At 55.9% G+C, this 22,714-nt stretch carries 15 protein-coding genes, 2 tRNA genes and 3 rRNA genes; 10 read left to right on the plus strand and 10 right to left on the minus strand.

Annotation, left to right across the window (positions count from 1 at the left end; translation table 11 throughout):
* Nucleotides 1-48: 48 nt before the first annotated feature.
* From mfnA to MW898_RS15795, 5 genes are all read left to right on the plus strand, one after another.
* Nucleotides 49-1,119: a tyrosine decarboxylase MfnA gene (gene mfnA, locus MW898_RS15775; RefSeq protein ID WP_248908723.1), complete on the plus strand. Its 1,071-nt coding sequence runs from the start codon at nucleotides 49-51 to the stop codon at nucleotides 1,117-1,119.
* A gap of 88 nt (nucleotides 1,120-1,207) precedes the next feature.
* The gene (locus MW898_RS15780) at nucleotides 1,208-1,498 is read left to right on the plus strand and encodes a DUF7562 family protein (protein ID WP_248908724.1); all 291 of its coding nucleotides are present in this window, start codon (nucleotides 1,208-1,210) and stop codon (nucleotides 1,496-1,498) included.
* Between the two features lie 117 nt (nucleotides 1,499-1,615).
* Nucleotides 1,616-2,953, plus strand: a complete 1,338-nt coding sequence (locus tag MW898_RS15785) for an RNB domain-containing ribonuclease (protein WP_248908725.1) — start codon at nucleotides 1,616-1,618, stop codon at nucleotides 2,951-2,953.
* An 87-nt stretch (nucleotides 2,954-3,040) separates the two neighbouring features.
* A complete protein-coding gene (locus tag MW898_RS15790) occupies nucleotides 3,041-3,382 on the plus strand; it encodes a DUF8156 family protein (protein ID WP_248908726.1) in 342 nt (113 codons plus the stop codon).
* A gap of 391 nt (nucleotides 3,383-3,773) precedes the next feature.
* Nucleotides 3,774-5,291, plus strand: a complete 1,518-nt coding sequence (locus MW898_RS15795; RefSeq protein WP_248908727.1) for a flippase — start codon at nucleotides 3,774-3,776, stop codon at nucleotides 5,289-5,291.
* Nucleotides 5,292-5,751: 460 nt separating this feature from the next.
* Here the strand turns inward: MW898_RS15795 and MW898_RS15800 are convergent.
* The 6 genes from MW898_RS15800 to MW898_RS15825 all read right to left on the minus strand — a co-directional run bounded on the left by MW898_RS15800 (nucleotide 5,752) and on the right by MW898_RS15825 (nucleotide 12,290).
* Nucleotides 5,752-5,826 (minus strand) — tRNA-Cys (locus tag MW898_RS15800).
* A 197-nt stretch (nucleotides 5,827-6,023) separates the two neighbouring features.
* Nucleotides 6,024-6,142: ribosomal RNA gene (gene rrf / locus MW898_RS15805) — 5S ribosomal RNA — on the minus strand.
* Nucleotides 6,143-6,240: 98 nt separating this feature from the next.
* Nucleotides 6,241-9,155, minus strand: a 23S ribosomal RNA gene (locus tag MW898_RS15810).
* A gap of 193 nt (nucleotides 9,156-9,348) precedes the next feature.
* Nucleotides 9,349-9,420, minus strand: a tRNA-Ala gene (locus MW898_RS15815).
* Between the two features lie 104 nt (nucleotides 9,421-9,524).
* A 16S ribosomal RNA gene (locus tag MW898_RS15820) occupies nucleotides 9,525-10,996 on the minus strand.
* Together the 16S, 23S and 5S rRNA genes with 2 tRNA genes alongside form the textbook arrangement of a ribosomal RNA operon.
* A gap of 979 nt (nucleotides 10,997-11,975) precedes the next feature.
* Complete coding sequence (locus MW898_RS15825; RefSeq protein ID WP_248908728.1) at nucleotides 11,976-12,290, minus strand: non-histone chromosomal MC1 family protein; 315 nt, start codon at nucleotides 12,288-12,290, stop codon at nucleotides 11,976-11,978.
* A 179-nt stretch (nucleotides 12,291-12,469) separates the two neighbouring features.
* Between MW898_RS15825 and MW898_RS15830 the strand changes: the two genes are divergently transcribed.
* The gene (locus MW898_RS15830) at nucleotides 12,470-12,670 is read left to right on the plus strand and encodes a hypothetical protein (RefSeq protein WP_248908729.1); all 201 of its coding nucleotides are present in this window, start codon (nucleotides 12,470-12,472) and stop codon (nucleotides 12,668-12,670) included.
* Nucleotides 12,670-13,725, plus strand: coding sequence for a quinone-dependent dihydroorotate dehydrogenase (locus tag MW898_RS15835; RefSeq protein WP_248908730.1), 1,056 nt, complete (start codon nucleotides 12,670-12,672; stop codon nucleotides 13,723-13,725). Before MW898_RS15830 ends, MW898_RS15835 begins: the two co-directional genes overlap by 1 nt.
* 54 nt (nucleotides 13,726-13,779) lie before the next feature.
* Here the strand turns inward: MW898_RS15835 and pheT are convergent, their stop codons facing one another.
* From pheT to MW898_RS15850, 3 genes are all read right to left on the minus strand, one after another.
* On the minus strand, nucleotides 13,780-15,513 hold the full coding sequence (pheT, locus tag MW898_RS15840; protein WP_248908731.1) for a phenylalanine--tRNA ligase subunit beta: 1,734 nt from the start codon (nucleotides 15,511-15,513) through the stop codon (nucleotides 13,780-13,782).
* On the minus strand, nucleotides 15,513-17,021 hold the full coding sequence (gene pheS, locus MW898_RS15845) for a phenylalanine--tRNA ligase subunit alpha (RefSeq protein ID WP_248908732.1): 1,509 nt from the start codon (nucleotides 17,019-17,021) through the stop codon (nucleotides 15,513-15,515). The genes pheT and pheS overlap by 1 nt, the downstream gene beginning before the upstream one ends.
* A gap of 257 nt (nucleotides 17,022-17,278) precedes the next feature.
* Nucleotides 17,279-17,569 carry a DUF7536 family protein gene (locus tag MW898_RS15850; protein ID WP_248908733.1) on the minus strand — a complete coding sequence of 97 codons (291 nt, stop codon included), beginning with the start codon at nucleotides 17,567-17,569 and terminating at the stop codon, nucleotides 17,279-17,281.
* Between the two features lie 364 nt (nucleotides 17,570-17,933).
* Here MW898_RS15850 and MW898_RS15855 point away from each other — a divergent pair, with 364 nt between their 5' ends.
* Both MW898_RS15855 and MW898_RS15860 read left to right on the plus strand, forming a co-directional pair.
* Nucleotides 17,934-18,890: a succinylglutamate desuccinylase/aspartoacylase family protein gene (locus tag MW898_RS15855; protein WP_248908734.1), complete on the plus strand. Its 957-nt coding sequence runs from the start codon at nucleotides 17,934-17,936 to the stop codon at nucleotides 18,888-18,890.
* Nucleotides 18,880-19,971, plus strand: coding sequence for a threonine synthase (locus MW898_RS15860; RefSeq protein ID WP_248908735.1), 1,092 nt, complete (start codon nucleotides 18,880-18,882; stop codon nucleotides 19,969-19,971). The genes MW898_RS15855 and MW898_RS15860 overlap by 11 nt, the downstream gene beginning before the upstream one ends.
* A gap of 71 nt (nucleotides 19,972-20,042) precedes the next feature.
* On the opposite strand, the gene MW898_RS15865 is transcribed toward MW898_RS15860, so the two are convergent.
* Nucleotides 20,043-21,380 (minus strand): tRNA(Ile)(2)-agmatinylcytidine synthase, encoded by a 1,338-nt coding sequence (locus MW898_RS15865; RefSeq protein ID WP_248908736.1) that lies wholly within the window; start codon nucleotides 21,378-21,380, stop codon nucleotides 20,043-20,045.
* A gap of 132 nt (nucleotides 21,381-21,512) precedes the next feature.
* On the opposite strand from MW898_RS15865, the gene MW898_RS15870 reads away from it, so the two are divergent.
* Entirely contained in the window at nucleotides 21,513-22,469 is a 957-nt protein-coding gene (locus MW898_RS15870; protein WP_248908737.1) for a transcriptional regulator, read from the plus strand.
* Nucleotides 22,470-22,714: the final 245 nt, after the last annotated feature.

Here is a 22,714-nt window from a genome sequence, read left to right on the forward strand (position 1 = left end):
CGCTATCGATAACGCAATGGATAAACGCAAGAGCAGGGAAAGGAAGCCATGCAGCGGGCCGAACCGCAGGATTTCGCTCGCGTTCTCTCATCGATGTGTACGGTGCCCCACCCAAAGGCCCGCACAGCGGCAGAACGCTTTCTGACGACGAATCCCGGTGATCCTGGTACGTATGAAACTGTCGCGGCGCTCGAAGAGAAAGCCATTGGCATGCTCGGAGCGGTAGCTGGCCATCCGTCTGCTGGGGGCTATATCGCATCTGGCGGCACAGAGGCGAATATTCAGGCGGTCCGTATTGCTCGCAATCGCGCCCGCACTCACAGAGACGTCACGTCACCGAACGTCGTTGTCCCCGAAAGTGCTCACTTCAGCTTCACAAAAGCAGCTGACGTGCTTGGTATCGAGCTCCGACGCGCACCACTCACAGACTACCGCGTCGATACAGACGCGATGGCCGCGCTTGCCGACGAGGAGACGGTGTTGATGGTTGGTGTTGCCGGGACGACCGAATACGGTCGTGTCGATCCCATTCCCGACATCGCTACACTTGCTCACGAGTACGATGCACTCTGTCACGTCGATGCTGCGTGGGGCGGATTCGTGCTCCCGTTCACGGGCCACGAGTGGAACTTCGCGCACGCACCAATCGATACGATGACCATTGACCCCCACAAGATGGGCCAAGCGGTCGTCCCCGCCGGTGGGCTGCTCGCACGCACGCAGGAACTACTCAATCCACTCGCCATCGATACGCCGTATCTCGAATCTACATCACAAGTAACCCTCACAGGAACACGCAGTGGAGCGGGTGTTGCGAGTGCTGTTGGCGCGATGGACGCGCTGTGGCCCGAGGGCTACCGCAAGGCGGCAACAACCGGACAAGAGAACGCAGAGTGGTTCGCAAACGAGCTTTCTGCTCGTGGCTACGCAGTCGTCGATCCTGTTCTCCCGCTCGTAGCGGCCGATATCCCACACGAAACGATCAGAAAGCTGCGCGATCGAGATTGGCGCATCTCGAAAACGAGTTCCGGAGAGCTTCGCATCGTGATGATGCCACACGTCACTCGTGAGATGCTCACGGCGTTCGTCTCCGACCTCGATCGAATTGGGCAAAAATAACCCAATAATCAGTCATTTATCCTGGAAGAATTGGACCGGTTATTGCGTGGAGCAAAGCTAAGTATCGACGCGCGTGTAGTTACAACTGATGTGGGGAATGCGACTGGGACGGGCTGAACATGTGACATGCATTGCCTGCGGGCTGACGATCGTCCGATCAGACGCCCGTGAGTACGACAAGGAGGGTGATCGATGGTCCCGAAGTGGAAAAGAATTTGAATACCTCTGCAAGGCCTGTTACCGTGAGCTTAACCATCAGCCTCGCGACGAACTTGAGGCGCTCCTCATCGATATCGAACAGCCAATTCGCATGACCCAAGAAGAGTTCGTACACCGATACAACAAACGTGTCAAGGAACGATATGGACCGGTCGAATAACATTCAAATACTTTTCGGGTGTGATGTCGACAGATACTGTTCTGTGCTCAGTCGTCCCTTCTTTCAATTCTCTCTCGCTCCCGACACGGCTAACTGTCCCACTGCTGTACACCATTTATGACCGATTCACAAAATCAAGCGGCCGCCGGAACCGCCGAAGGGCAAGGTCCAGTCACGATCGATGAAGACCTTGCACGTCATCTCGACAATAAGCGAGAGGAGCTCTTCGAGAAGTTTGAGATCCGTGATGCGTTTCCGCCTGAAGTGATAGAGGAAGCCGAACAACGGACGGACGGTGTCCAAGAAGAGATTCAAGCCGAAATCGACGACCGCGCTGATCTCCGTGATCGGACAACGTGGACGACCGACCCCATCGACGCACAGGATTTTGACGATGCAATCAGCATCGAACGGACCGACGAAGAGTACATTCTGTGGGTGCACATTGCCGATGTCACACACTATGTCCACCCGGATAGCAATATGTGGGCAGAAGCAATCGAACGCAGCAACTCCGTGTATCTCCCTGCGTACACCATCCACATGCTTCCGCCAATGCTCGCAGAGACGGTTTGCTCTCTCGTTCCCAACGAAGACCGTCTCGCTCACACGGTCGAGATGCATCTGGATCCCGAAACGCTCACCTACGAATCCATCGACATCTATAAATCTGTCATCAACTCGGACGAACGGCTGACGTACACACAGTGCGAAAATCGTCTCGACGATCCCGACGCGCCGTTGCACGAGGAGTGTTCGCTCGTCTATGAACTCGCAGAGCAGATGCACGAACAGCGAAAGGCAGACGGATCGCTCGTGCTGAACCCGAGCCGTGACCGTGCCCACACTATCATCGAGGAGTGTATGCTAAAAGCAAACAAGGCCGTCACGCACGAGCTCATGTGGAGCCGTGGCGTCGAAGCGATGTATCGCGTCCACCCACAACCGTCTCCTGAAGAGTGGGACGAGGCCCTCCGAGAAATTCAAGAACTCGACGGTGTCTCCATCCCCGGTGGATCGTGGGACGACCCACGAAAAGCCGTCAACGCAACGCTCGAACAGGCGCCTGACCGCCAGCTCCGAAAGATCCAGCGCGCGGTGATGAAAGTGATGCCTCGCGCGAAGTATATGAACGACCCGTTCGGCGGCCACCACGCCCTCAACTTCGAGATATACGGTCACTTCACGAGTCCTATCCGGCGACTTTCCGATCTCATCAACCACTGGATCGTCTATACGAACGACGTTCCTGTGAATCTCCTCAAACTGTGTGACCGCGCGTCTGAAAAGCAGATCAGCGCAGAGCGGTGTGAGCGCGAATACAAGCAGTTCCTACAAGAGGTCGGTCTCGATCCGTACGCAGTCAACAATCGTGGACTCGTCGTCGTCGAAGAGGAAGAAGAAGACGACGATGGTGACGATGAGGGTGAGAGCGGGGAAGATACCCCGAGATAGATAATTTGGTTGCTTTTGTGGCACAGTAGAAACGAAAACGGGATCGGATTGTATTTCGGTATTTCTGGAAACCGCCCCGTCTTCACTATGTACGACACCGTGGTAGCAGTCGTGATGATGTCCGAATCTCATCGACTGACAAACGAGAGCAACTACGACCGTATGGTGTCACAGGTACTGGATACGCGGTGGGATACGTATCGCAGCGAACTTCGTCAGGCCGATCGAATTGTGTTTGATCGACTCCACGACCATGCTCACGCACACGCAGCCGCGAGCAGAGCGTATATGGAGGCGCGTGAGATAGAACATCCGCTGCACATCGAACGGGCAGCGTTCGTTTCGATGCTCATCGAACAGCAGACCCACATCGATGATCTCGAAGATCGACTCGACCACTTAGAGAAAGATCTGAACGACGAGGAGTGAGATATATTCATAAGAATTTATCCGAAAATACTATCGTACGTGGATAACACTGAATTGTGCTGTCTCGGTTGAGGCATGAAACCATTCGATATCGCTTCGGAGAGAAATGGCGAATTAAAACGCTAGTCTTTCCTACTGTCCGAGTGTGTTTTCCGCTCAGTATGAGGTGCCCGACCAGATGAAGCTCTGTTTTCTAATTCTAATCAATCAACTCGCCCCCAGTGGGGCTCTGACACTACTCCTCAATGGTGCCCGCCACACTGACGCTCATTCAATTTCCGAGTATACAGACTGTTTCATTGAGGGGACAGGCGCACGTGCCGTCTGTAGATACCTTCGTGATGTATCCGCGGATACGCTTGGAGTTCGATACCTGGAGGAGTGTTAGAACGTGAGCGAACAACCAGCCTCTGAGCGTCAACTGTCGTCGTTACAATCGATTGTCGACGGGGCCTCGATCTTCATTATTGGCGAGATTCTGTACAAGGCATCTGGCTTTGTGTTGAATTTTCTTTTAGCGAAAGCGCTTGGACCAGTGCTGTATGGGGTCTATTCGTACGCGTACTCATATATCACTGTTTCGACGACGTTTGCGGGGATGGGAACTGATAATGCCGTCTTACGGTATCTCCCTGCGTATTCCGACGACGAATCGACGCAAAATTGGGTCTTTGGTTTGTCGACGCTGTCCACCGTTGTGGGTAGTTGTCTCGTTGCTGGCGGACTTTTCGTCCTCGCCCCGACGATCAACCAGTACACACTCAATCATGAGCTGTTCGTCGATGTTATGCGAATTATCGCGATTATTCTACCGTTCGACACCCTCATCAGACTGTTCAGTAGCACATTTCGTGGATTAGAACTCCCCACCGAACAGATTCTGCTCCAAAAGATCCTCAGACCAGGGCTCAGGATCTGCGTGGTTGCATTTGCCCTGTTTCTCGGATATACGCTCTTGGATACGGTCGCTGCACTCGTCGTTGCCAGTGTCCTCGCGTGCTCACTTGGGGTGTATCTCTTGCTTCGTCGAACATCACTCCGTCCGTCATTTGCAGGACTGTCGGGGAATTCGGCGACACGAGAGATTGCGTCGTATTACAACTACTCGCTTCCGCTGATGTTCTCGCAAGCCGGATCGATCCTCTACAACCGCATCGACGTCTTCATGGTCGGTTACTTCATCGAATCGAGCGCGGTTGGGTTCTACAATATCGCATTTCTTATGTCGAGCGCGATCACGCTTCCGCTGATAGGGGTTAACCAGTTGTTTGCTCCGATTGCATCTCGACTCTACGATGACGGTGAACAGGCGGAGCTGAATGAGATCTATACGACGGTTACGCGATGGGTGTTCACTGTCTCACTCTTTGCAACGCTCGGTGCGATCATCTACGCTCGTGATGTGCTTGCGATCCTTGGTCAAGATTACGTTCCCGGCGCACCCGTCCTCGCTCTCTTCGCCGTCGGACAGCTGCTGAACGCAAGCGTTGGCCCGAGCAACTACCTCCTCATGATGACCGATCACCAGTACGTGTCGTTTCTCAACCATTGGGGATTTGGTCTCCTCAACGTCGTGCTCAACGTCTACTTCATCCTTCAGTTCGGATTCGTCGGAGCGGCACTCGCAACAGCGAGCATTCTTGGTGCTTTGAATATCGCACGCTGGCTCGAAATCAGACACCTCGAAGGACTGACGCCCTTTTCTCGTGAGTACTACAAACCGATCGTTGCGGGTATCGGCGCTGCAGGTGCACTCTCTCTCCCGACGCTGTGGCTGTCTGGAATGGTGCTCCTCGTGGTTGGTGGCGTCTTTGGCTTGCTAATCTACGTACTGGTACTGTATCTTCTTGGAGTGGAACAATCGGATATCGAGTTTGCAAAGCAGATGTGGAATCGACACAGCGGCTAGGTTACTCGATATGCAGTGTTGTGATACCGAAGTTGAGATATCGAAGTCGCGATACTGAGTTGCAGACTGTCCGGCCGGATTCAATTGTTGCGTAATCGCTGTTTCAAATGGCGACACCTCATCCAATCACGACTGGAACAGACTCGGTTAGAGACGCCTCGATATCGACGCAGTCTGGCGGATGAACAGAGAAGCCACTCTCTCGGTATTGTACTCGTACACAACAGAGGGCTCCTTGGTGAGCTCTTCGGTAAGTCGGTAGTGATCTCCGATCACAGATGTCTCTTTGATGAGTGAACCCATTTGCTCCCCAATCGGGGAGTGATTTTTGGAACATAACGCGCTTCTGTTGAATTTCGAAGTCTGCACCCGATTGTCGTGAATGCGTCGTCTCAAGCCTGAACCGATAGAGATGTCACTCTTGTTATGAATAGTGAAAAATGAATGAAACGAAAATGAAAGCCAAGGGCCGGATTTGAACCGGCGTGTAGCCGCTCTGCAGGCGGCCGCGTAAACCGGACTCTGCCACCTTGGCGCAGATGCTTCTACTCGGAGTGTACGAATAAGGATAGCGATTTTAAGTCAGTACCGTCGCTATCCGATGATTGAAATGAAGTATGAATGGAAAGGCGGCGAACCACCAGTAACAGGTGTCGACAGCCTGGTCGCCAGATCCACCGGGACGAACCCTGCGTGTACTGTGGCTGGCAGACCTCAACCTGCACTTGGCCACCCTTGCGGGTCAGTTTTCCCAGAGGCTCTCGCACTCCAGTACTCGCTGGAACGCAGGCGGGCTTATCTTCCGTGTTCGGGATGGGTACGGGAGTTACCCCGCCGCTGTGGCCGCCCTAATGCCGATCTACGGAATCGAACCGAAGGCGAAGACCACTATCGGTCAAAATACGTGCGATCCAGTTTACGCCTGGACCCGTTCATCGGGCCAGTACGAATGGTGTGGCATTGACCAGTTAGTTCTCGCGGGCTAAACACCTCGTTGCCTCGGTGCGTACACCCCGAGTCTATCGAACTCGTCTTTTACAAGCGGTCTCAACGGTGTCTCTTTTCTATGTGGGTTTCGGGCTTAGATGCATTCAGCCCTTACCCCGTGTCGCGTAGCTGCCCGGCACATGCCCTCTCGGACAACCGGTACACTAGTGGCGACCAACCGTAGTTCCTCTCGTACTATACGGCCGTTCACATCAGACACCAAACACCCCCAATAGATAGCAGCCGACCTGTCTCACGACGGTCTAAACCCAGCTCACGACCTCCTTTAATAGGCGAACAACCTCACCCTTGCCCGATGCTGCACGGGCAGGATGGAGGGAACCGACATCGAGGTAGCAAGCCACCGGGTCGATATGTGCTCTTGCCGGTGACGACTCTGTTATCCCTAAGGTAGCTTTTCTGTCAGTCATTGCCCGCATCAAGCGGGACCAATGAGTTCGCTAGACCACGCTTTCGCGTCAGCGTCCCTCGTTAGGTAGGACACTGTCAGACCATCTTTTGCTCTTGCGCTCTTCTCCGGATTCCTGACCCGGATGAGATGGCCTTAGGGCGCGCTCGATATCATTTCGAGCGCGTACCGCCCCAGTCAAACTGCCTGGCTATCGGTGTCCTCCTCCCGGAGTGAGGGTCACAGCCACTGACGGGTAGTATTTCACGGGTGTCTCGGCGGTCCGCTAGCAGCGGACGCCTGGGTAATGACTTCTACCTATCCTGCACATCAGCGGCCATGTCCCAGCAACAGCCTGCAGTAAAGCTCTATAGGGTCTTCGCTTCCCCTTGGGGGTCTCCAGACTCCGCACTGGAACGTACAGTTCACCGGGCCCAACGTTGGGACAGTGACGCTCTCGTTGGTCCATTCATGCAAGCCGCTACTGAAGCGGCAAGGTACTACGCTACCTTAAGAGGGTCATAGTTACCCCCGCCGTTGACGGGTCCTTCGTCCCGTTGTACCGGGTGTTCAGATACCCGCACTGGGCAGGATTCAGTGACCGTACGAGTCCTTTCGGATTTGCGGTCACCTATGTTGTTACTAGACAGTCGGAGCGCCTGAGTCACTGCGACCTGCCCCTTTCCGGGGCAGGCATCCCTTATCGCGAACTTACGGGACTAATTTGCCGAATTCCCTAACGTCGGTTGTACCCGACAGGCCTTGGCGTTTGCAGCCACGGACACCTGTGTCGGATCTTGGTACGGACACTGTGCTTGCCTTTTCACGGGCTCTGGGTTGATCCGAGTTTCCCTATTCCGCCGTTCATCCGCTTCGTGCCATTACGGCTTCCACGAATTTTGACGGTTCGACCGGGCGATGGCCCGGCTCGGACGACCCCAAAGCGTCGGCGTTTACTGCACAGCGGCACTGGAATATTAACCAGTTCCCCTTTTGTCTCGCTCGAATTGCGACGAGACTTAGGACCGGCTAACCCTCAGCTGACGATCATTGCTGAGGAACCCTTGTCCGTTCGGCCGTCGGGATTGTCACCCGACTATCGCTGCTACTATGGCCAGGATTTTCGTCACCGGTCGGTCCACACGAGCTTTCGCCCGCACTTCCACCCGACCGGAGCGCCAACCTACGGAATCACGCCGTAAGGCGTGCCGCTAGGTCTCGGTAGTGGACTTGAGCCCCGATCATTTTGGGCGCCCCGAACCTCGGCCGGTAAGCTATCACGCTTTTCTTGGAGGGTAGCTGCTTCTAAGCTCACCTCCCGGCTGTCTAGGGCTCGGGACCACCTTCAATCGCACTTAGTCCACATTTGGGGACCTTAACCCAGCTCTGGGTTGTCTCCCTCATGGTGCACAGGCTTACCCCGCACACCGGACTCCCTGCGTCCAAAGCGTCAGTCGGTTCGGAGTTTGACAGGAGCGCCGACTCCTCTCGGAGGCGGACACTCCAATCGGTCGCTCTACCCGACAGACTACCTCGGCAGAGGTCATGCTTCGACATGTTTCGGTTGGAACCAGCTGTTACCGAGCTCGATGGGCCTTTCACCCCTACACGCAGGTCACGGGAGGGTATTGTAGGACACCATCCCTAGCAGGCTTCCACATAGCTTTCGCCATGCTTCACCTTGCCCACGCGTAGATCGCTCGGATTCGGGTCGTATCCATATGACTCCCCGCGCTTGAACACGGCGGCCCTCGCAATGCTGCGGCCATGTCGGTTTCCCTACGCCTTCCCCGATACTCGGGTTAGACTCGTCATACAGACACACTCCCTGGCTCGTTTTTCAAAACGTACGACGGAACGTCGGCTCCGATTGTTTCCTACTGTGGAGTCGCCTCCATGTCGTTTCACAATCGGCCTTGTACGCTCCGTCGCTCAATCGCCACGTGATTTCAAGCCCTATTGCACCTCCTTTCTCAGGGTGCTTTTCAGCGTTCACTCACGCTACTTGTTCACTATCGGTCTCAAGTTGTATTTAGTCTTGGCAGTGGATGCCTGCCATATTGACGAGGGATTTCCGACCCCCGCTACTCAGGAACAGACCCACAGTCTGCTGTCTACGATACGGGGCTTTCACCCTGTATCGCGCTCCGTTCCAGAAGACTTCTCGCAGACAGCTGACTGATTACGGTCAGTCCATACACCACATTGCCCGAAGGCTTCGGTTTGGACTGTGTCGCGTTCACTCGCCGTTACTAACGACATCTCATTCGATTTCTTTTCCTATCCGTACTAAGATGTTTCAGTTCCGGACGTTCCCCATTGCGTAATGCAATTGCTGAGGGGATTCCCATTCGGAAATCCTCGGTTCAACCCCTCCGTGCGGGTCCCCGAGGCTTATCGCAGCTTGGCACGTCCTTCATCGGCACTTGAGCCGAGCTATTCACCACGTGGCACAGTAGCCACGACGATAATAATCTGGACCACGATGAACGGGTCCAGTGAGCGCCTGGATCGCACGTACATACAGTCTCATACGCTCACCTATGTGCGGTAGGTGGCAATCAACCCTTCCCATCCCCGCTTAACGCGGGATGGTGCATTTGTCGTTAACGGAACGAGTGTCGGATACCACTTAAGGAACCCGGTTTCGTCCCGCGAACATGGACCCACTGGGATTCGAACCCAGGGCATCCTCCTTGCAAAGGAGGCACTCTCCCACTGAGCTATGGGCCCTACCTGTTAGCTCTGATAGTTCTAAAGTGCTCGGTCGGTCAATCAATTGCCTCACGTCCGATCCGTATAAAGGTGGGCCAGGTCATCGACCTGGTCCCGATCTGTGGAGGTGATCCAGCCGCAGATTCCCCTACGGCTACCTTGTTACGACTTAAGCCCCCTTGCGGAGCCCAGATTCGACCACCGGACGGTGGCCTCATCCGGACCCCACTCGGGTGCTTTGACGGGCGGTGTGTGCAAGGAGCAGGGACGTATTCACCGCGCCCATCTGAGACGCGATTACTACCGAATCCAGCTTCATGCGGGCGAGTTTCAGCCCGCAATCCGAACTACGATCTGGGTTAGGAGATTAGCGCCCCCTCTCGGGGTAGCATCCCATTGTCCAGACCATTGTAGCCCGCGTGTTGCCCAGCTCATTCGGGGCATACTGACCTACCGTTGCCCGTTCCTTCCTCCGCTTTGGCAGCGGCAGTCCCCCTAGTGTACCCAACCATCGCGAGATGTTGCTGGCAACTAGAGGTGCGGGTCTCGCTCGTTGCCTGACTTAACAGGACGCCTCACGGTACGAGCTGACGGCGGCCATGCACCTCCTCTCAGTAGCTCGGGCAGAGACCATCAGCCTGACCTTCATTACTACTGTCGGAGCTGGTGAGATGTCCGGCGTTGAGTCCAATTAAACCGCAGGCTCCTCCGGTTGTAGTGCTCCCCCGCCAATTCCTTTAAGTTTCATCCTTGCGGACGTACTTCCCAGGCGGCCCGCTTCGCGGCTTCCCTACGGCACAGCGCAGGCTCGTAGCCTGCGCCACACCTAGCGGGCATCGTTTACAGCTAGGACTACCCGGGTATCTAATCCGGTTCGAGACCCTAGCTTTCGTCCCTCACTGTCGGATCCGTTCTCCCGAGGCGCTTTCGCCACCGGTGGTCCGTTCAGGATTACAGGATTTCACTCCTACCCTAGACGTACCCCTCGGGTCTTCCGGTCCCAAGCCGAACGGTTTCCGCTGGACGCCCACTCGTTAAGCAAGTGGATTTCCCAACGGACCTGTCCGGCCAGCTACGGACGCTTTAGGCCCAATAATAGCGGCCATCACTTGGGCTGCCGGTGTTACCGCGGCGGCTGGCACCGGTCTTGCCCAGCCCTTATTCGTACACCACCCTACGGTGTACAAAAGCGAGGACTGTATGCCCTCGCACTCGGAATCCCCTTATCGCACTGTCGTGCAGTGTAAAGGTTTCGCGCCTGCTGCGCCCCGTAGGGCCCGGACTCGTGTCTCAGAGTCCGTCTCCGGGCTCTCACTCTCATGACCCGTACCGATTATGGGCACGGTGGGCCGTTACCCCACCGTCTACCTAATCGGCCGCAGCCACATCCTATAGCGCCTGAGCATTTCGCGTTCCCCACATTCCAGCAGGGGATCGCTATCACGGATTACCCTCAGTTTCCCGAGATTGTCCGTGTCTATAGGGTAGTTTGGCCACGTGTTACTGAGCAGTTCGCCACGGGTCTAAACCCGTGCGACTCGCATGGCTAAAGCGGATTCCGATAGCAATGGCCTCCGGCAGGATCAACCGGAATGCTCTCCCCAAATGGGGAGGGTTTGACGGAGTGCATGTCGCATGCACCAACTATCGGTCGTGCGGCAATACTCGACCGACCGAGTATCACCGAACTATCAGAGCTAACATCAGATTCCATCTTGACGGCGGACCGTAGGGGTGGAATCCTCATTTCCTTCGGACCTGATCGTAGGCCATTCGGGGTATTAAACCCATCGAACCGCCCTTGTCGATCGATCCTGGGCATGGGTTAGATCCAACAACCCACGCCCGCTGCGTATTTCATCCGAATGCCCCCATATACATAAAGGCTTCGGATCGAGCGTGAATCCAAGCGACAGACCCACGCTCACTGCGTATTTTATCCGAATGCCCTTGTATATATAAGGGCTTCGGACTGGGGACGCGCACCCCCTAAGGGGGCGCGCCCCGCGTTCTTCGCATTTCAATCAGAATAGCACGACCACCTTAAGCCCGTCGAACTAAAGGCGCCACGTCATGCGGTTTCATGAGACGTAACTACACGGTACACACATTCTGGGTAATCGAATGTTCGTAGTGAGAAGTGCAGCACAGCTCGTCGATAGGATGGAGAGATCACAGAGAAAACGCTCACCACTCCTCCTCAACACGTGACAAGCAGATATGGTCGCAACTAATGAGGAAGATATCATAACAGAAGATGGTATATCGCGCGGCTGGAGACCGACCCGTCATCCCGCGATTGTACGCTCGGTCCGGTCGAGTGAGAGCCGCGCACTCCTCGCTTCGTGTTCCCCTTATCTATAGTATGCGGACGCGAAGCGAGAGGGGACAATCGTCGTGAACTGATGATCTATCCCGATTAGATGGTGTAGCGTCACTGCAGCGAGCGTTGTCACTCATGGCCAGAGACGTTCGCTCGGTCGCGCTCCGACTTCTGTAGACAGAGATGGGTGACGCTACGCTGGCCATCATAGCACATTGAAAAAACGAGGGATAGATGTCTATCGCTAATTTCAGATCTCGTCAAGATGTTCTATACCCTGCTTCGAGACGTTAGCCTCGGTAATTCGATCAGGCATCCAGTCAGGTTTGTCATCAGGGGCGTCTTCTTCCCACGCCCACCCTTCGTAGATGTGTACCTTCTTCGTGCCTTTCTCACGGAGTTCTATATGCGTGCGTTCTGCCTCCTGTTCTGATGATGCCGGCTCCAATCGTCGAGCCGCCTTCAGTGCAGCCTGACGTGGTGTTCGCCCGGAAAACACACTCGATTCCTGTCCACTTGATTCTCTGAGCGCAAAATTTCGTTTGTCATCCGTACTGCGTGCCATGATTTTCACACCTCCACGTCAAATCAGTACATACCATCATATAACTGTATCCCCAAAATCGGGGTGCGGCGGCCCCCACTTTTATATAGAGGGATAATGCGCGATTAGTCAATTAAGCAGACTCTGAGCACGCCAGACTTATGTATAGCGTATATCGAAGGATGAAATACGATACTGCGATGGTGCGTAAGAAAAAGCTCAGTCCGAGCGGTGCCAAAGACGAGAACGGCGAGTACCACAACGTTCATCTAAACCTTCACGAAGACGAGCTTGTAGTTGCGGGGATGGAAATCGGAGACGAAGTATTCGTCAGGGTGCGTGATAACAAGATCATCATCCAGAAAGCGAGTGCCGACGAAGATCTCGAACACGAGTTCTGATGCAGATCTACGACGCTGTCAAACCACTCTTGTTCAGGCTTCCTCCAGAAACGGCGCATAATACTGTCCATTCGGTGCTTGGCGCGGTACAGGAAACCGCTGTAATGAAGGCCATTTCTCAGCGATACCGAGTCGATGACCCACGGTTAGCAACGACAGTCTTCGGCCACGAATTCTCGAATCCCATCGGCGTTGCCGCTGGCTTCGATAAGAACGCCAAGATCCCATCCGGGCTTGCGAGCCTTGGATTCGGACACGTCGAAGTAGGAGGTGTAACCGCAGAGCGCCAGCCGGGAAATCCCAGACCACGTCTGTTCCGCCTCTCCGAAGACCGCGCGCTCATCAACCGCATGGGCTTCAATAATCACGGCGCGAACGCGGTCGGTGCTCGACTCGCGCGGACGCGTGTAGATGTCCCTGTCGGAGTCAACATCGGAAAATCAAAATCGACGCCGCTGTCGATGGCGGCCGACGATTATCGCTATACGTACAACCGCGTTGCATCGAGCGGCGATTACTTCGTGGTCAACGTTTCGAGTCCGAACACCCCTGGTTTGCGCGAGCTACAAAACCGCGAGCACCTCGAACAGATTCTGGGAACACTACAAGATGCGGGTGCCACACCACTTCTCGTTAAGCTCTCTCCAGACCTCACCGACGATGCGATCGAGGAAGCGCTGGCCGTCGCCGCCGATTTCGGGCTCGATGGGATTATCACGACGAATACAACGACCGACCGTCCCGATTCGCTCCGAAGTACCAATCGGGCGGAGACAGGCGGGCTGTCCGGTGACCCGATTGAAGAGCGGGCGACCGACGCAGTCCGGTTTGTCGCAGAGCGCACTACTCTCCCCGTCATCGGGGTCGGTGGTGTCTCGGATGCGCGAGGCGCGTACGCGAAGATCCGAGCCGGAGCATCTCTTGTTCAACTCTACACAGGATTCATCTACGAGGGACCATCGATTGCACGCGATATCAATCGTGGCCTCGTTGAATTATTAGAGCGCGACGGCTTCAACTCAATCGAGGAAGCCGTCGGAGTAGACGTAGCCTGAGCGCGAGCAATACGGCCGGGAAAATACCACAAGACGCGACAATACGAAGCGTGTTCACTCGATCGTTTCCAGATCGAACTCGAACGCCGCGACTGGCACTTCTAAATCGTGTTCGACGAGCACACTGGGGTGAATCTCACCGATGACGCCAGCCGATTGGCCGTCGAACACCACGTCCGCGGTGCGTCCATCGATGAAGCTCGGGTGGCTGGTCGGTGGCGTGCTAAGATCTGCATCAAACGCGCGTGCGATCGTTTGCAGGGTTGCCTTTGCGTCCTCGTAGCTTGCGTCTGTCCGCGCGAGAACTGCTGCGACAGTCCGGCGTTCCGCAACCTTCGTCTCCTCTTGCTCGTCGATGTGGGCCGCTAAGCCGATTTCAGCGAGCGTCTGTGGATACGACCGGTGGGTGTTGTTCTCCAGCACCATCAAGAGCGACGGAAGCGCCCACGTTCTGACAATGGTGTACTCCTCGCTGTATGGCTCTTCGATCGTCGCAGGGGGCGCGACTCCAACGGGATTCTCATCCGAAGCCTGGGACGTGAGGTCGATATTCATCCGATCGAAGCATTCGCGTTCACTACCGAGATAAAAGTTCAGCGTGTCTTCGAAGCCCACTCCCACAAGTACGTCCCGAACAGCGTCTTCGAGTAGCGTCCGGTCGTGACAGCCACCGATGGTGCTCACGTCCGGATAGCGCGGTTCGAGCTCGTTGAAACCGTAGGCCCGTCCGATATCGTCGATGAGATCGATCGAATGGAGCACATCAACCCTGTACGGAGGAACAGCGACCTCGTACCGACGCTCATCGGTCGTCGGATTGGCGTCCAACCCAGCTCGTTCGAGGTAGTCGACAACGTTCTCAGTCGTGAGATCAACGCCAAGAATCGATTCGATGCGCTCGTGTTCGACGGTTTTCTCCGTAACAGAGAGATCAGGCCGATCCAGTTCTGTGTCAGGATACTCGACCGTAACCCGTTCGACTTGGCCCCCGCGCGCATCGAGCGCGTAGCAGACAATGGTACACATCTTGTCGATAGTCCACTGATCGGTTCCAGTCATCTCGATGAACAGATCCCGAGAGTTCTCCGTGACCTCAGTCCGACGGCCGTTGATCACGGGAGGGAACGAAAACAACCCGATGTCGTCGTAGATCGCAGGGTAGCGTTCGTACTCGGTTACGAGATCGGCGTACTGCTCACCAGTCGGATGCTCCGAGAGCACTTCTTCGGGGGTGTAATCGCTGTCGCCGTCCAGTGGAACGAATCGATCCTCGTCCGGAGCAAGACCCCGATACGTGATCGTCTTAGTCTGCTCGGATCCTGATGCGCCGCTTTCTGCCCGACTGCCTTTGAGCATCGTGAGATCGTGGACCCCGATGGCTCCCTTCGCGCGCTTTCGTCCCATCGTCGCGTGAAGTTTCTCCTGAAGTTGGATGAGCGACTGCAAGCTCTCCTCACTCATGTCGAGCCCGCGAACGACCGCACCAGTAACGTAGGGACGCTCTTCGGGAACCGATTCGTCTACTTCGATGACCCACTGCGAGTCGTTCGTGCTCGGAACGTAGACCCCTCGGTCGTGGCCGTATTGGTATCGGAGCGAGCGCGCGACACCTTCGACGCTGAGGCGATCGAGCCGATCCGGAGCGAACTCGAACTGCAGCTCTCCGTCCTCGGTTTCGCCTTCGTACTCCAGACCGAGTGCGAATAGATCGCGCTTCAGCACGTCGTCAGAGTTCTCCGTCGAGGCAAGGTGACGAAGATCGTCCGTGTCGATGTCAACGACTGGCATCAGTGAATCACCTCCGCGTTCCGCAGGAAGTCAAGATCTGTGAGCGTCCCATGCAAGTCACGGATATCCTCTGCTCCGGTGATCAGCATTGCAAGTCGTTCGAGCGCGAGACCCCACGCCATCACGTCACAATCGACACCGAGCGGTTCGAGCACCTCAGGACGGAACAACCCACTGTTACCGATCTCAATGAGTTCATCCGTCGTTGGATGTCGACCGAACAGCTCGAAGCTTGGCTCCGTGTACGGGTTGTAGTGGGGCTTGAATCGGATGTCGGTAATCCCGAATCGTCGGTAGAACTCCGTGAACGTCCCCATTAGATCCCGTACAGAGAGATCTTCTGCCATAACCCACCCTTCGATCTGGAAGAACTCAAGGAGGTGAGTCGCATCGAGTGTGTCGTTGCGGTAGACCTTTTCGACACTGAAGTACCGTTGTGGCGGGTCGAGCGTTCCAACCGAATGTCCAGCGAGATACCGCATCGATAGTGACGTTGTATGCCCGCGCAACGCGAGCGCGCGTGCGAACTCTTCATCCCACGGCGAATGATATCCGTCACCGTCCTCGATACCTTCAAGGTGCGCCTGACGGACTCGTTCGACGAGATCCTCTGGAAGATCGTCGATCCGTTCGGGAGCAGAAAGCGCAAAACGATCCCAGTGAGTGCGCGCTGGGTGATCCTGCGGCATGAACAACGCGTCGTTGATCCAGAAGTCGGCATCAACGTGCGGGCCATCCATCTCCTCGAATCCCATCCCAACGAGAACGGTTTTGACACGATCTCCGATTCGGCGGAGGACGTGCTTTTTCCCGCCATTGATCGTTTCGGCGTCGGCTTCGACGTTGTAATCTGCGAACTCAACATCTCGCCACTCACCGTTTGTCAGAAGATCTGGTGTGACCTGTCCGACGGTATCGGCGACCTCGATACCGTCCATGAGCGCAGTCACGCCGTCGTCGGTGAGCGCGATCGACCGGACAGACGTTTTCTCACGACTCATGAGTCCCCGGCGTTCCAATGCATCGAGTACGTCGGCGGAGTGATACCCACCCGTTCCGTCTGCGATATCGGGAAGCGCAGCGGCTTCTGGATCCGAGTCAGGATCTGCCTCAGCATCGACAGACACCGAACCGCTTTCGATCGTCCCGTAGCCCTTGCGGGCAAAGTTCGAAAGAGCAATATCTATCTCAGATCCGTCGAGGTCGGACTGCTCGATGAGATCACCCATCGAAACAGGCGTTTCGTCTGCTCCGGATTCGATCGCGGCCCAATAGAGCCGGTTCTCAGGGAGACCATCATCGAAGTAGCGTTCGCCCTCGTCAGTGAGCGTGACAGACTCCGCAGTGTGTTCGTCCACGCGGAGCAGGCCAGCCTCTTCGAGTTCGAACGCTGCTCGGGTAACGGCCGTCGGATTCTCATCGACCGTATCAGCGATCGTATCGATCGTTCGTGTCTCGGTCGCGCTCGCTGCTTCGAGCACGATGGCTTGTGTTCGTGGAAGTTTCATAGTTGATAGTGTAGCGATTACTGGAAATCAAACGCGGTTCACGCAGAGCAGCGGTTTCAGGGTGCATCACGTTTCCGCTCGGCACCAGTCCACCGTTGCCTACGCGGGAAAAAAGCAAAAGCCGAACCCAATGCGCGGCTGTAGCCGAAGCACGAGACTCACTGGCAGGGGTTCGGATGCCATACGATCTCTTGAATCGGGAGAGACGAAAAGCGTTCTGGGTCGGAAGCGACAATCACCACGTGATCTGGGACGACCTACTCAAGTTCCTGCACTCGTCGATACGCTGAAACGAGCGTGAGCGAGATGGTTACGAGCACAAACGCCCCGAACGCGAGAACGAACGCAAGCGCGAGAAAGAGGACAGGACCCGCCACGCCCTGTGGGGCGGGACCAAGGAGTTCGAACACGCGAACGGCATAGACCAGCGCGGCGAACGCGAAGCCAACAACGACGCCAATTTTCATATTCCGAGTTACATTAAGCGCATCAAGAAACGCCGCAGTACCGTTATTCGCGCGCGGGGTCGATGACTCGTCGTTGCTCACCACGCAAGCAGCTACGAGACCCGATGACAAAGCGCCTTCGCACTCGCTTTTCGGAGCTCACGTTCACCTGTCCGGACTCACACAGCCACTCTTCTGAACGTATAACGTCGGTTCGAAAACGCAACCCAAAGATCGAATCCGCACTATGAAATTGAGAAATAACAAACACAAAGACATAAATACAGACACTAACAATATCAATAGTACAAGTAGAAATGAAAATTGAAGTGGTGTAATGCCAGCATGATGAACTATACCACCACAAAATTGGGTCATTCGAGTGAGGAACGACTCCAGTGACTGACAGCGAAAATCGTTATGGAAATCGAACGGTCTAAGAGTGTGGATTTACCGATTATATACAATGACGACGCTCGGCACCGCAACCGCCTGTCCCGGAGAAATTGCTACGGGACGGCTGTCTGTCGGGGAGGCTCGAGACGGCAGTGAGATCAGTCTCCCGGTCGCGGTGATCAACGGTCAAGACGAAGGCAAGACACTCTACATTCAGGCAGTGAGCGATGGTGACGAACTCAACGGTGTTGGGGTTATCCAACAATTTGTTCCACGGATTGATCCGAGCGAACTTTCCGGACAGATCCTCATCGTCGGTATTGTCAATTATTACGGCTTTCAAGTCGGAGAACACCGTAATCCTATCGACGATACGAAGATGAACCGGGCGTATCCGGGCGATCCAAACGGAATGTCCTCAGAGCGCATCGCTCACGCCACCTTCGAAGCCGCGATGCGGGCTGATCTCATTCTCGATCTGCATCAAGGTTCGACGAGTCGGATGATCGATGAGACGCGCGTCCGGTGTGGATCCCGGCACCGTCTTCACTCGGACTGTCTCGAACTCGCCAAGGTGTTTGACTGTGGATTCATTCTCGATCAGAAAGGCCCTGACGGGCAACTCGCGCGGACAGCACCCGATGAGGGCGTTCCGACGATTGATCCCGAACTCGGCGGCTCCGTTGGATGGGATCAAGAGAGCATCGAAATCGGCCTTCGCGGAGTGAACAGGGTGCTGAAATACTACGGCTTCATCGATGGGAGTATCGACATCCATCCTCAGACGCGGGCAAACAGCTTCGAACAGTACGGAGCCCCCGCAGGAGGATTAACGTCGTTTCATCCTGATCTCGGCGATTACGTCTCCAGCGGCGACCCACTGTTCGACGTCACAGACACGTTCGGTCGGGTGAAATCCACGGTGACCGCCGATTCGACCGGCGTTTTCTGGCGCACACGCCGCCTCCCGCAGGTTGCAACTGGTGAATACGTCTGCTCGGTCGGAACGGATCTCGATGAGTACTGAAACGAAGCTTCGTTGTTCGTCCTGTGATCGAACCTACCGGGACCGCTGGCGATGTGAATGTGGCGCTCCACTGGACATAGCAGGGCAGCCTGACCCAGAGAAAACGGATCGGTTCAAAACCGATATCGATCCCCATGAGGGGCTGTGGACATTCGATGCGTTCCTCTCTGAGAACAGAGACAGTCGGATCAGTCTCGGCGAAGGATTTACGCCTTCACTCACGGCTCCACCTCCGTGGAACTGCCAGTTCAAACTGGAGTACGTCTCACCAACAGGGAGTTTCAAGGATCGGGGTGCTACAACGGTCCTCTCGCGTGCAGTGGGTCTCGGTGTCGAGCATATCGTCGAGGATTCGTCCGGCAACGCAGGAGCAGCGATCGCCACCTACGCTGCTCGCGCAGGGTTAGACTGCACTATCTACGTTCCCGCAGGCGTCAAGCCTGGCAAAGTACAAACCATAGAGCGAGCTGGCGCAACGGTCATCCGCGTCGAAGGCTCGCGTGAAGCCGTTACCGAAGAATGCATCGAGGCAGTAGAGGCAGATACGGGCTGGTACGCGAGCCACGCGTGGAACCCGTCCTTTTTCGAAGGCACAGCGACACTGGCGTACGAACTCGCCTACCAGCGCGACTGGGACGTTCCCGACGCACTCGTCATGCCAGTGGGACACGGCACGCTGTTTCTCGGTGCGTATCGGGGATTTCGTGCGCTTTACGATGCCGGAGTGACAGAGAAGCTGCCACGGCTCCTCGGTGTTCAGTCCGCCGGCTACGCACCCATTGCGAGCGAGTTGCACGCCGATGTATCGGGGGAAAATGACGTCGCCGATGGGATCCAGATACGAGAACCAGTGCGAAAGGATCAGATTCTGTCAGCCATCGAAGCGACAAACGGAGACTGCATCGCACTCGGCGCTGACGCAGTCGAAACCGAGCTCGAATCGCTGCACAGACATGGCTTCTACGTCGAACCAACGAGCGCTATCGCACCCGCTGCGCTCGAACCGTACCGCGAGCAGGGAACCATCACCGGCGACGATGAGGTCGTTGTCCCGCTGACCGGGAGCGGGCTAAAAACGTGAAAAGACGCCAGCGCATAGCGATTCATCAACAGTAACAATTCACCTGACCACCACATATCAGGCCCAACTCCCTATCGCTCGGGATGGGTCTGTGCATCGAACCCGCCACGGATCAACGGTTTTGCGATGTGGCGACGGGCACAGGGCGGCACTTCGTACCACCCTAACTCAAGCGTGCGTTCGATCGGTCGATCGACCTTGTCCTCTGCACTCGTTCCACAGTCGCGACAGCGATAGCCCTGATTCCGACCGGCACTCTTCATCCGTCGTTCACAGTCCGGACAGGTTGGCGTAACGCGTCTTGTCGTCGTCAACGCTCGAACAGCGAACTTCTCAAGCTTGAGTGTTCCACTTGAAACTTCCCCGCAAGCAGTGATTCGGTCGCCCGATCGGAGCGCGCGGACATGCTCTCGAAAGCGTTTTGTTGGCTCGAACGCGGCGCATTGGAGGGTTGTATCGCCACCCTGATTCTCGCTTTCGATGGTCAGAAAAACGTGTCCACCCCGCTTCGTTTCGGGTGGAGCTGTGATCGTTCCCGTCACCTGATACGCGCGGCCGTCCGCGACCGAACCAATCGTACCATCGCGTAGATGGACATCGGTCCCCTGATTCGTCACGAAGATTTCGCGCGCAGCAACCGGTTCGCTCTCAATCAGCTTGGCGATGCGTTCGCACTCACTGGGGTCGTCTCCACGGATACCGTGAAGAATGGGACAGGGGGTATGGGGAACACAGACCGCCTCGCGTTCACCGCGATCAACTGTATCCCAGACCGCAGGATAGCCATCAGTAGCAGCTCGAAAGATCGAATCAGAATCGACCGTCCGTCGGGAGCCCCACTGCTCAGGCTCCCGATAGGAGATACATTCGTACGTCCAATCACCGAAAATCTCATCCACAGAGTCCACCTTCGAGTTCCATCCGATCCATGCACCAATGGCAGCAAGCGCACCGATTCGTCCGCGTCCGTTACCCCAGCTTTCGGAGCGATAGCCAGTAACATCGAGGACGCGTTCGACATCAGCGATTGTGAGGCGATCGCGGAGTGCAGCCCGTGAGAACGCGAGAACAGCGTCGTACGCACCGAGCTGATTCCACTCTGCTGGATCAGGGGCAGCGACGACGCCCGGATTCGTATTCGGATCCTCGGTCTCGGCAAGTCGGTCGACAACGTCACGAGCAATCGGAAGCGCCACATCAAGATCGAGCGTCGTGTGCAATGCAAGCGCAGCGTTTCCCCTCGTCTTGTGTTTGATAGCAGGGTTTAGACGAACGAGCAGCGGGCGTCCGACACTCGATTCCGCATCAGCGTCGTGCTCGCGCAGTCGCTCGACGATCAGATGGGCAACGTAGGTAGTACACATCCCGCGATCGCGGGAATCGGTGTCATCGAGACCGATAACCGTCACAATGGGTCATCCTCGGTCAGGAGACAAACGGCTTTCGCTGAGCTCCTATGTATATATACTTTTCGCAAACTATTGGGACAGATTTGCCCGTCGACACAACGCATATATGGTCGGAATCGCCTATGGTCATGTATGTCACGGTCTGCACTGGTCGGAAACGTGATAGCCATGCTCGAAGATGCGGGCTTTCTCGTGAGCGACCGGTGTGCTGTTCGTCCGAAGAGTTTCGATATTGCCGCCCGTCGTAGCAAGGATGTCATCCTTGTCAAGATTCTCGGTAATATCGACTCATTCGACACAGCCACAGGGACAGAGATGCGTCGGCTCGGGTTCTATCTCGATGCGACACCGATCGTCATTGGCCTTCGCACTCGCGATGAACAACTCGAACCGGGGGTCGTGTACTTCCGCCACGGCGTACCAGTTCTCAGCCCAGACACCGCAATGGATCTCTTCGTCGAAGAGGTCCCGCCGCTCATCTACGCTGCCCCCGGTGGGCTGTACGTAAGCATCGATGGGGATGTGCTCGCCGATGAACGCGAAGAGCGCGAGTGGAGCCTTGGCCAACTGGCGAACGAACTCGGCGTCTCGAGACGCACCGTTTCGAAGTACGAGAGCGGAATGAACGCAAGCGTCGAAGTAGCCGTACAGTTAGAAGAGCTGTTCAACGCTCCTCTCACGGATCCAGTCGATGTCTTCGATCCAGGGGACGTTCACGAGGACGAGTCGACACCCGACGATCCAGAAGTCGATCCAGACGACGAACAGCTCGTTACCGTCCTCACGCGCGTTGGGTTCGACGTACACCCAACGCTGCGCTCGCCGTTCAAAGCCGTCAGCGAGGACGAACGTGAGAAGGTGCTCACTGGTCACTCGGCGTTCAACCGGACTGCCGAAAAGCGCGCGAAGATCATGAGCTCAGTCGGCCACGTCACGCGAACAACATCCGTCTACGTCGTCGATAAAACGGACCGCGAATCGGTCGATGCCACAGCGCTCATCCAGCGCGACGAAATCGAAGAGATCGACGACAGCGACTCACTCAGAGAACTCATCCGCGAACGAGCAGAGGAAAAGGAAACAGCATAGAGTAGCGAACTAGATTGCTATTATCTCTCGACCGCTGTGCTGAGCGACAGCAACGGACGGCGGGTACCAATTTCGTTGGTTGATTACTCGGAGGGTGAGCCACATACACCGTCGCAGAGTTACTTCACGGCTCACGTTCATTCATACATCAGGAATCGAGGCTTCGGAGCCGATCAGTATCCCTACAAGGAGACGTATCTCACTGGACGATCAATCAAAGAAGCCGCAGTCGTTCTGGTGTTCCC

The sequence above is a fragment of the Halocatena marina genome (genome assembly GCF_023276375.1).
Classification (GTDB): Archaea; Halobacteriota; Halobacteria; order Halobacteriales; family Haloarculaceae; genus Halocatena; species Halocatena marina.

What these genes read in the sequence shown, in the direction of transcription:
- mfnA (WP_248908723.1), top strand. Translation starts at nt 49, where the DNA reads ATGCAGCGGGCCGAACCGCAGGATTTCGCTCGCGTTCTCTCATCGATG.
- MW898_RS15780 (WP_248908724.1), top strand. Translation starts at nt 1,208, where the DNA reads ATGTGGGGAATGCGACTGGGACGGGCTGAACATGTGACATGCATTGCC.
- MW898_RS15785 (WP_248908725.1), top strand. Translation starts at nt 1,616, where the DNA reads ATGACCGATTCACAAAATCAAGCGGCCGCCGGAACCGCCGAAGGGCAA.
- MW898_RS15790 (WP_248908726.1), top strand. Translation starts at nt 3,041, where the DNA reads ATGTACGACACCGTGGTAGCAGTCGTGATGATGTCCGAATCTCATCGA.
- MW898_RS15825 (WP_248908728.1), bottom strand. Translation starts at nt 12,290, where the DNA reads ATGGCACGCAGTACGGATGACAAACGAAATTTTGCGCTCAGAGAATCA.
- MW898_RS15830 (WP_248908729.1), top strand. Translation starts at nt 12,470, where the DNA reads ATGGTGCGTAAGAAAAAGCTCAGTCCGAGCGGTGCCAAAGACGAGAAC.
- MW898_RS15835 (WP_248908730.1), top strand. Translation starts at nt 12,670, where the DNA reads ATGCAGATCTACGACGCTGTCAAACCACTCTTGTTCAGGCTTCCTCCA.
- pheT (WP_248908731.1), bottom strand. Translation starts at nt 15,513, where the DNA reads ATGCCAGTCGTTGACATCGACACGGACGATCTTCGTCACCTTGCCTCG.
- pheS (WP_248908732.1), bottom strand. Translation starts at nt 17,021, where the DNA reads ATGAAACTTCCACGAACACAAGCCATCGTGCTCGAAGCAGCGAGCGCG.
- MW898_RS15855 (WP_248908734.1), top strand. Translation starts at nt 17,934, where the DNA reads ATGACGACGCTCGGCACCGCAACCGCCTGTCCCGGAGAAATTGCTACG.
- MW898_RS15860 (WP_248908735.1), top strand. Translation starts at nt 18,880, where the DNA reads ATGAGTACTGAAACGAAGCTTCGTTGTTCGTCCTGTGATCGAACCTAC.
- MW898_RS15870 (WP_248908737.1), top strand. Translation starts at nt 21,513, where the DNA reads ATGTCACGGTCTGCACTGGTCGGAAACGTGATAGCCATGCTCGAAGAT.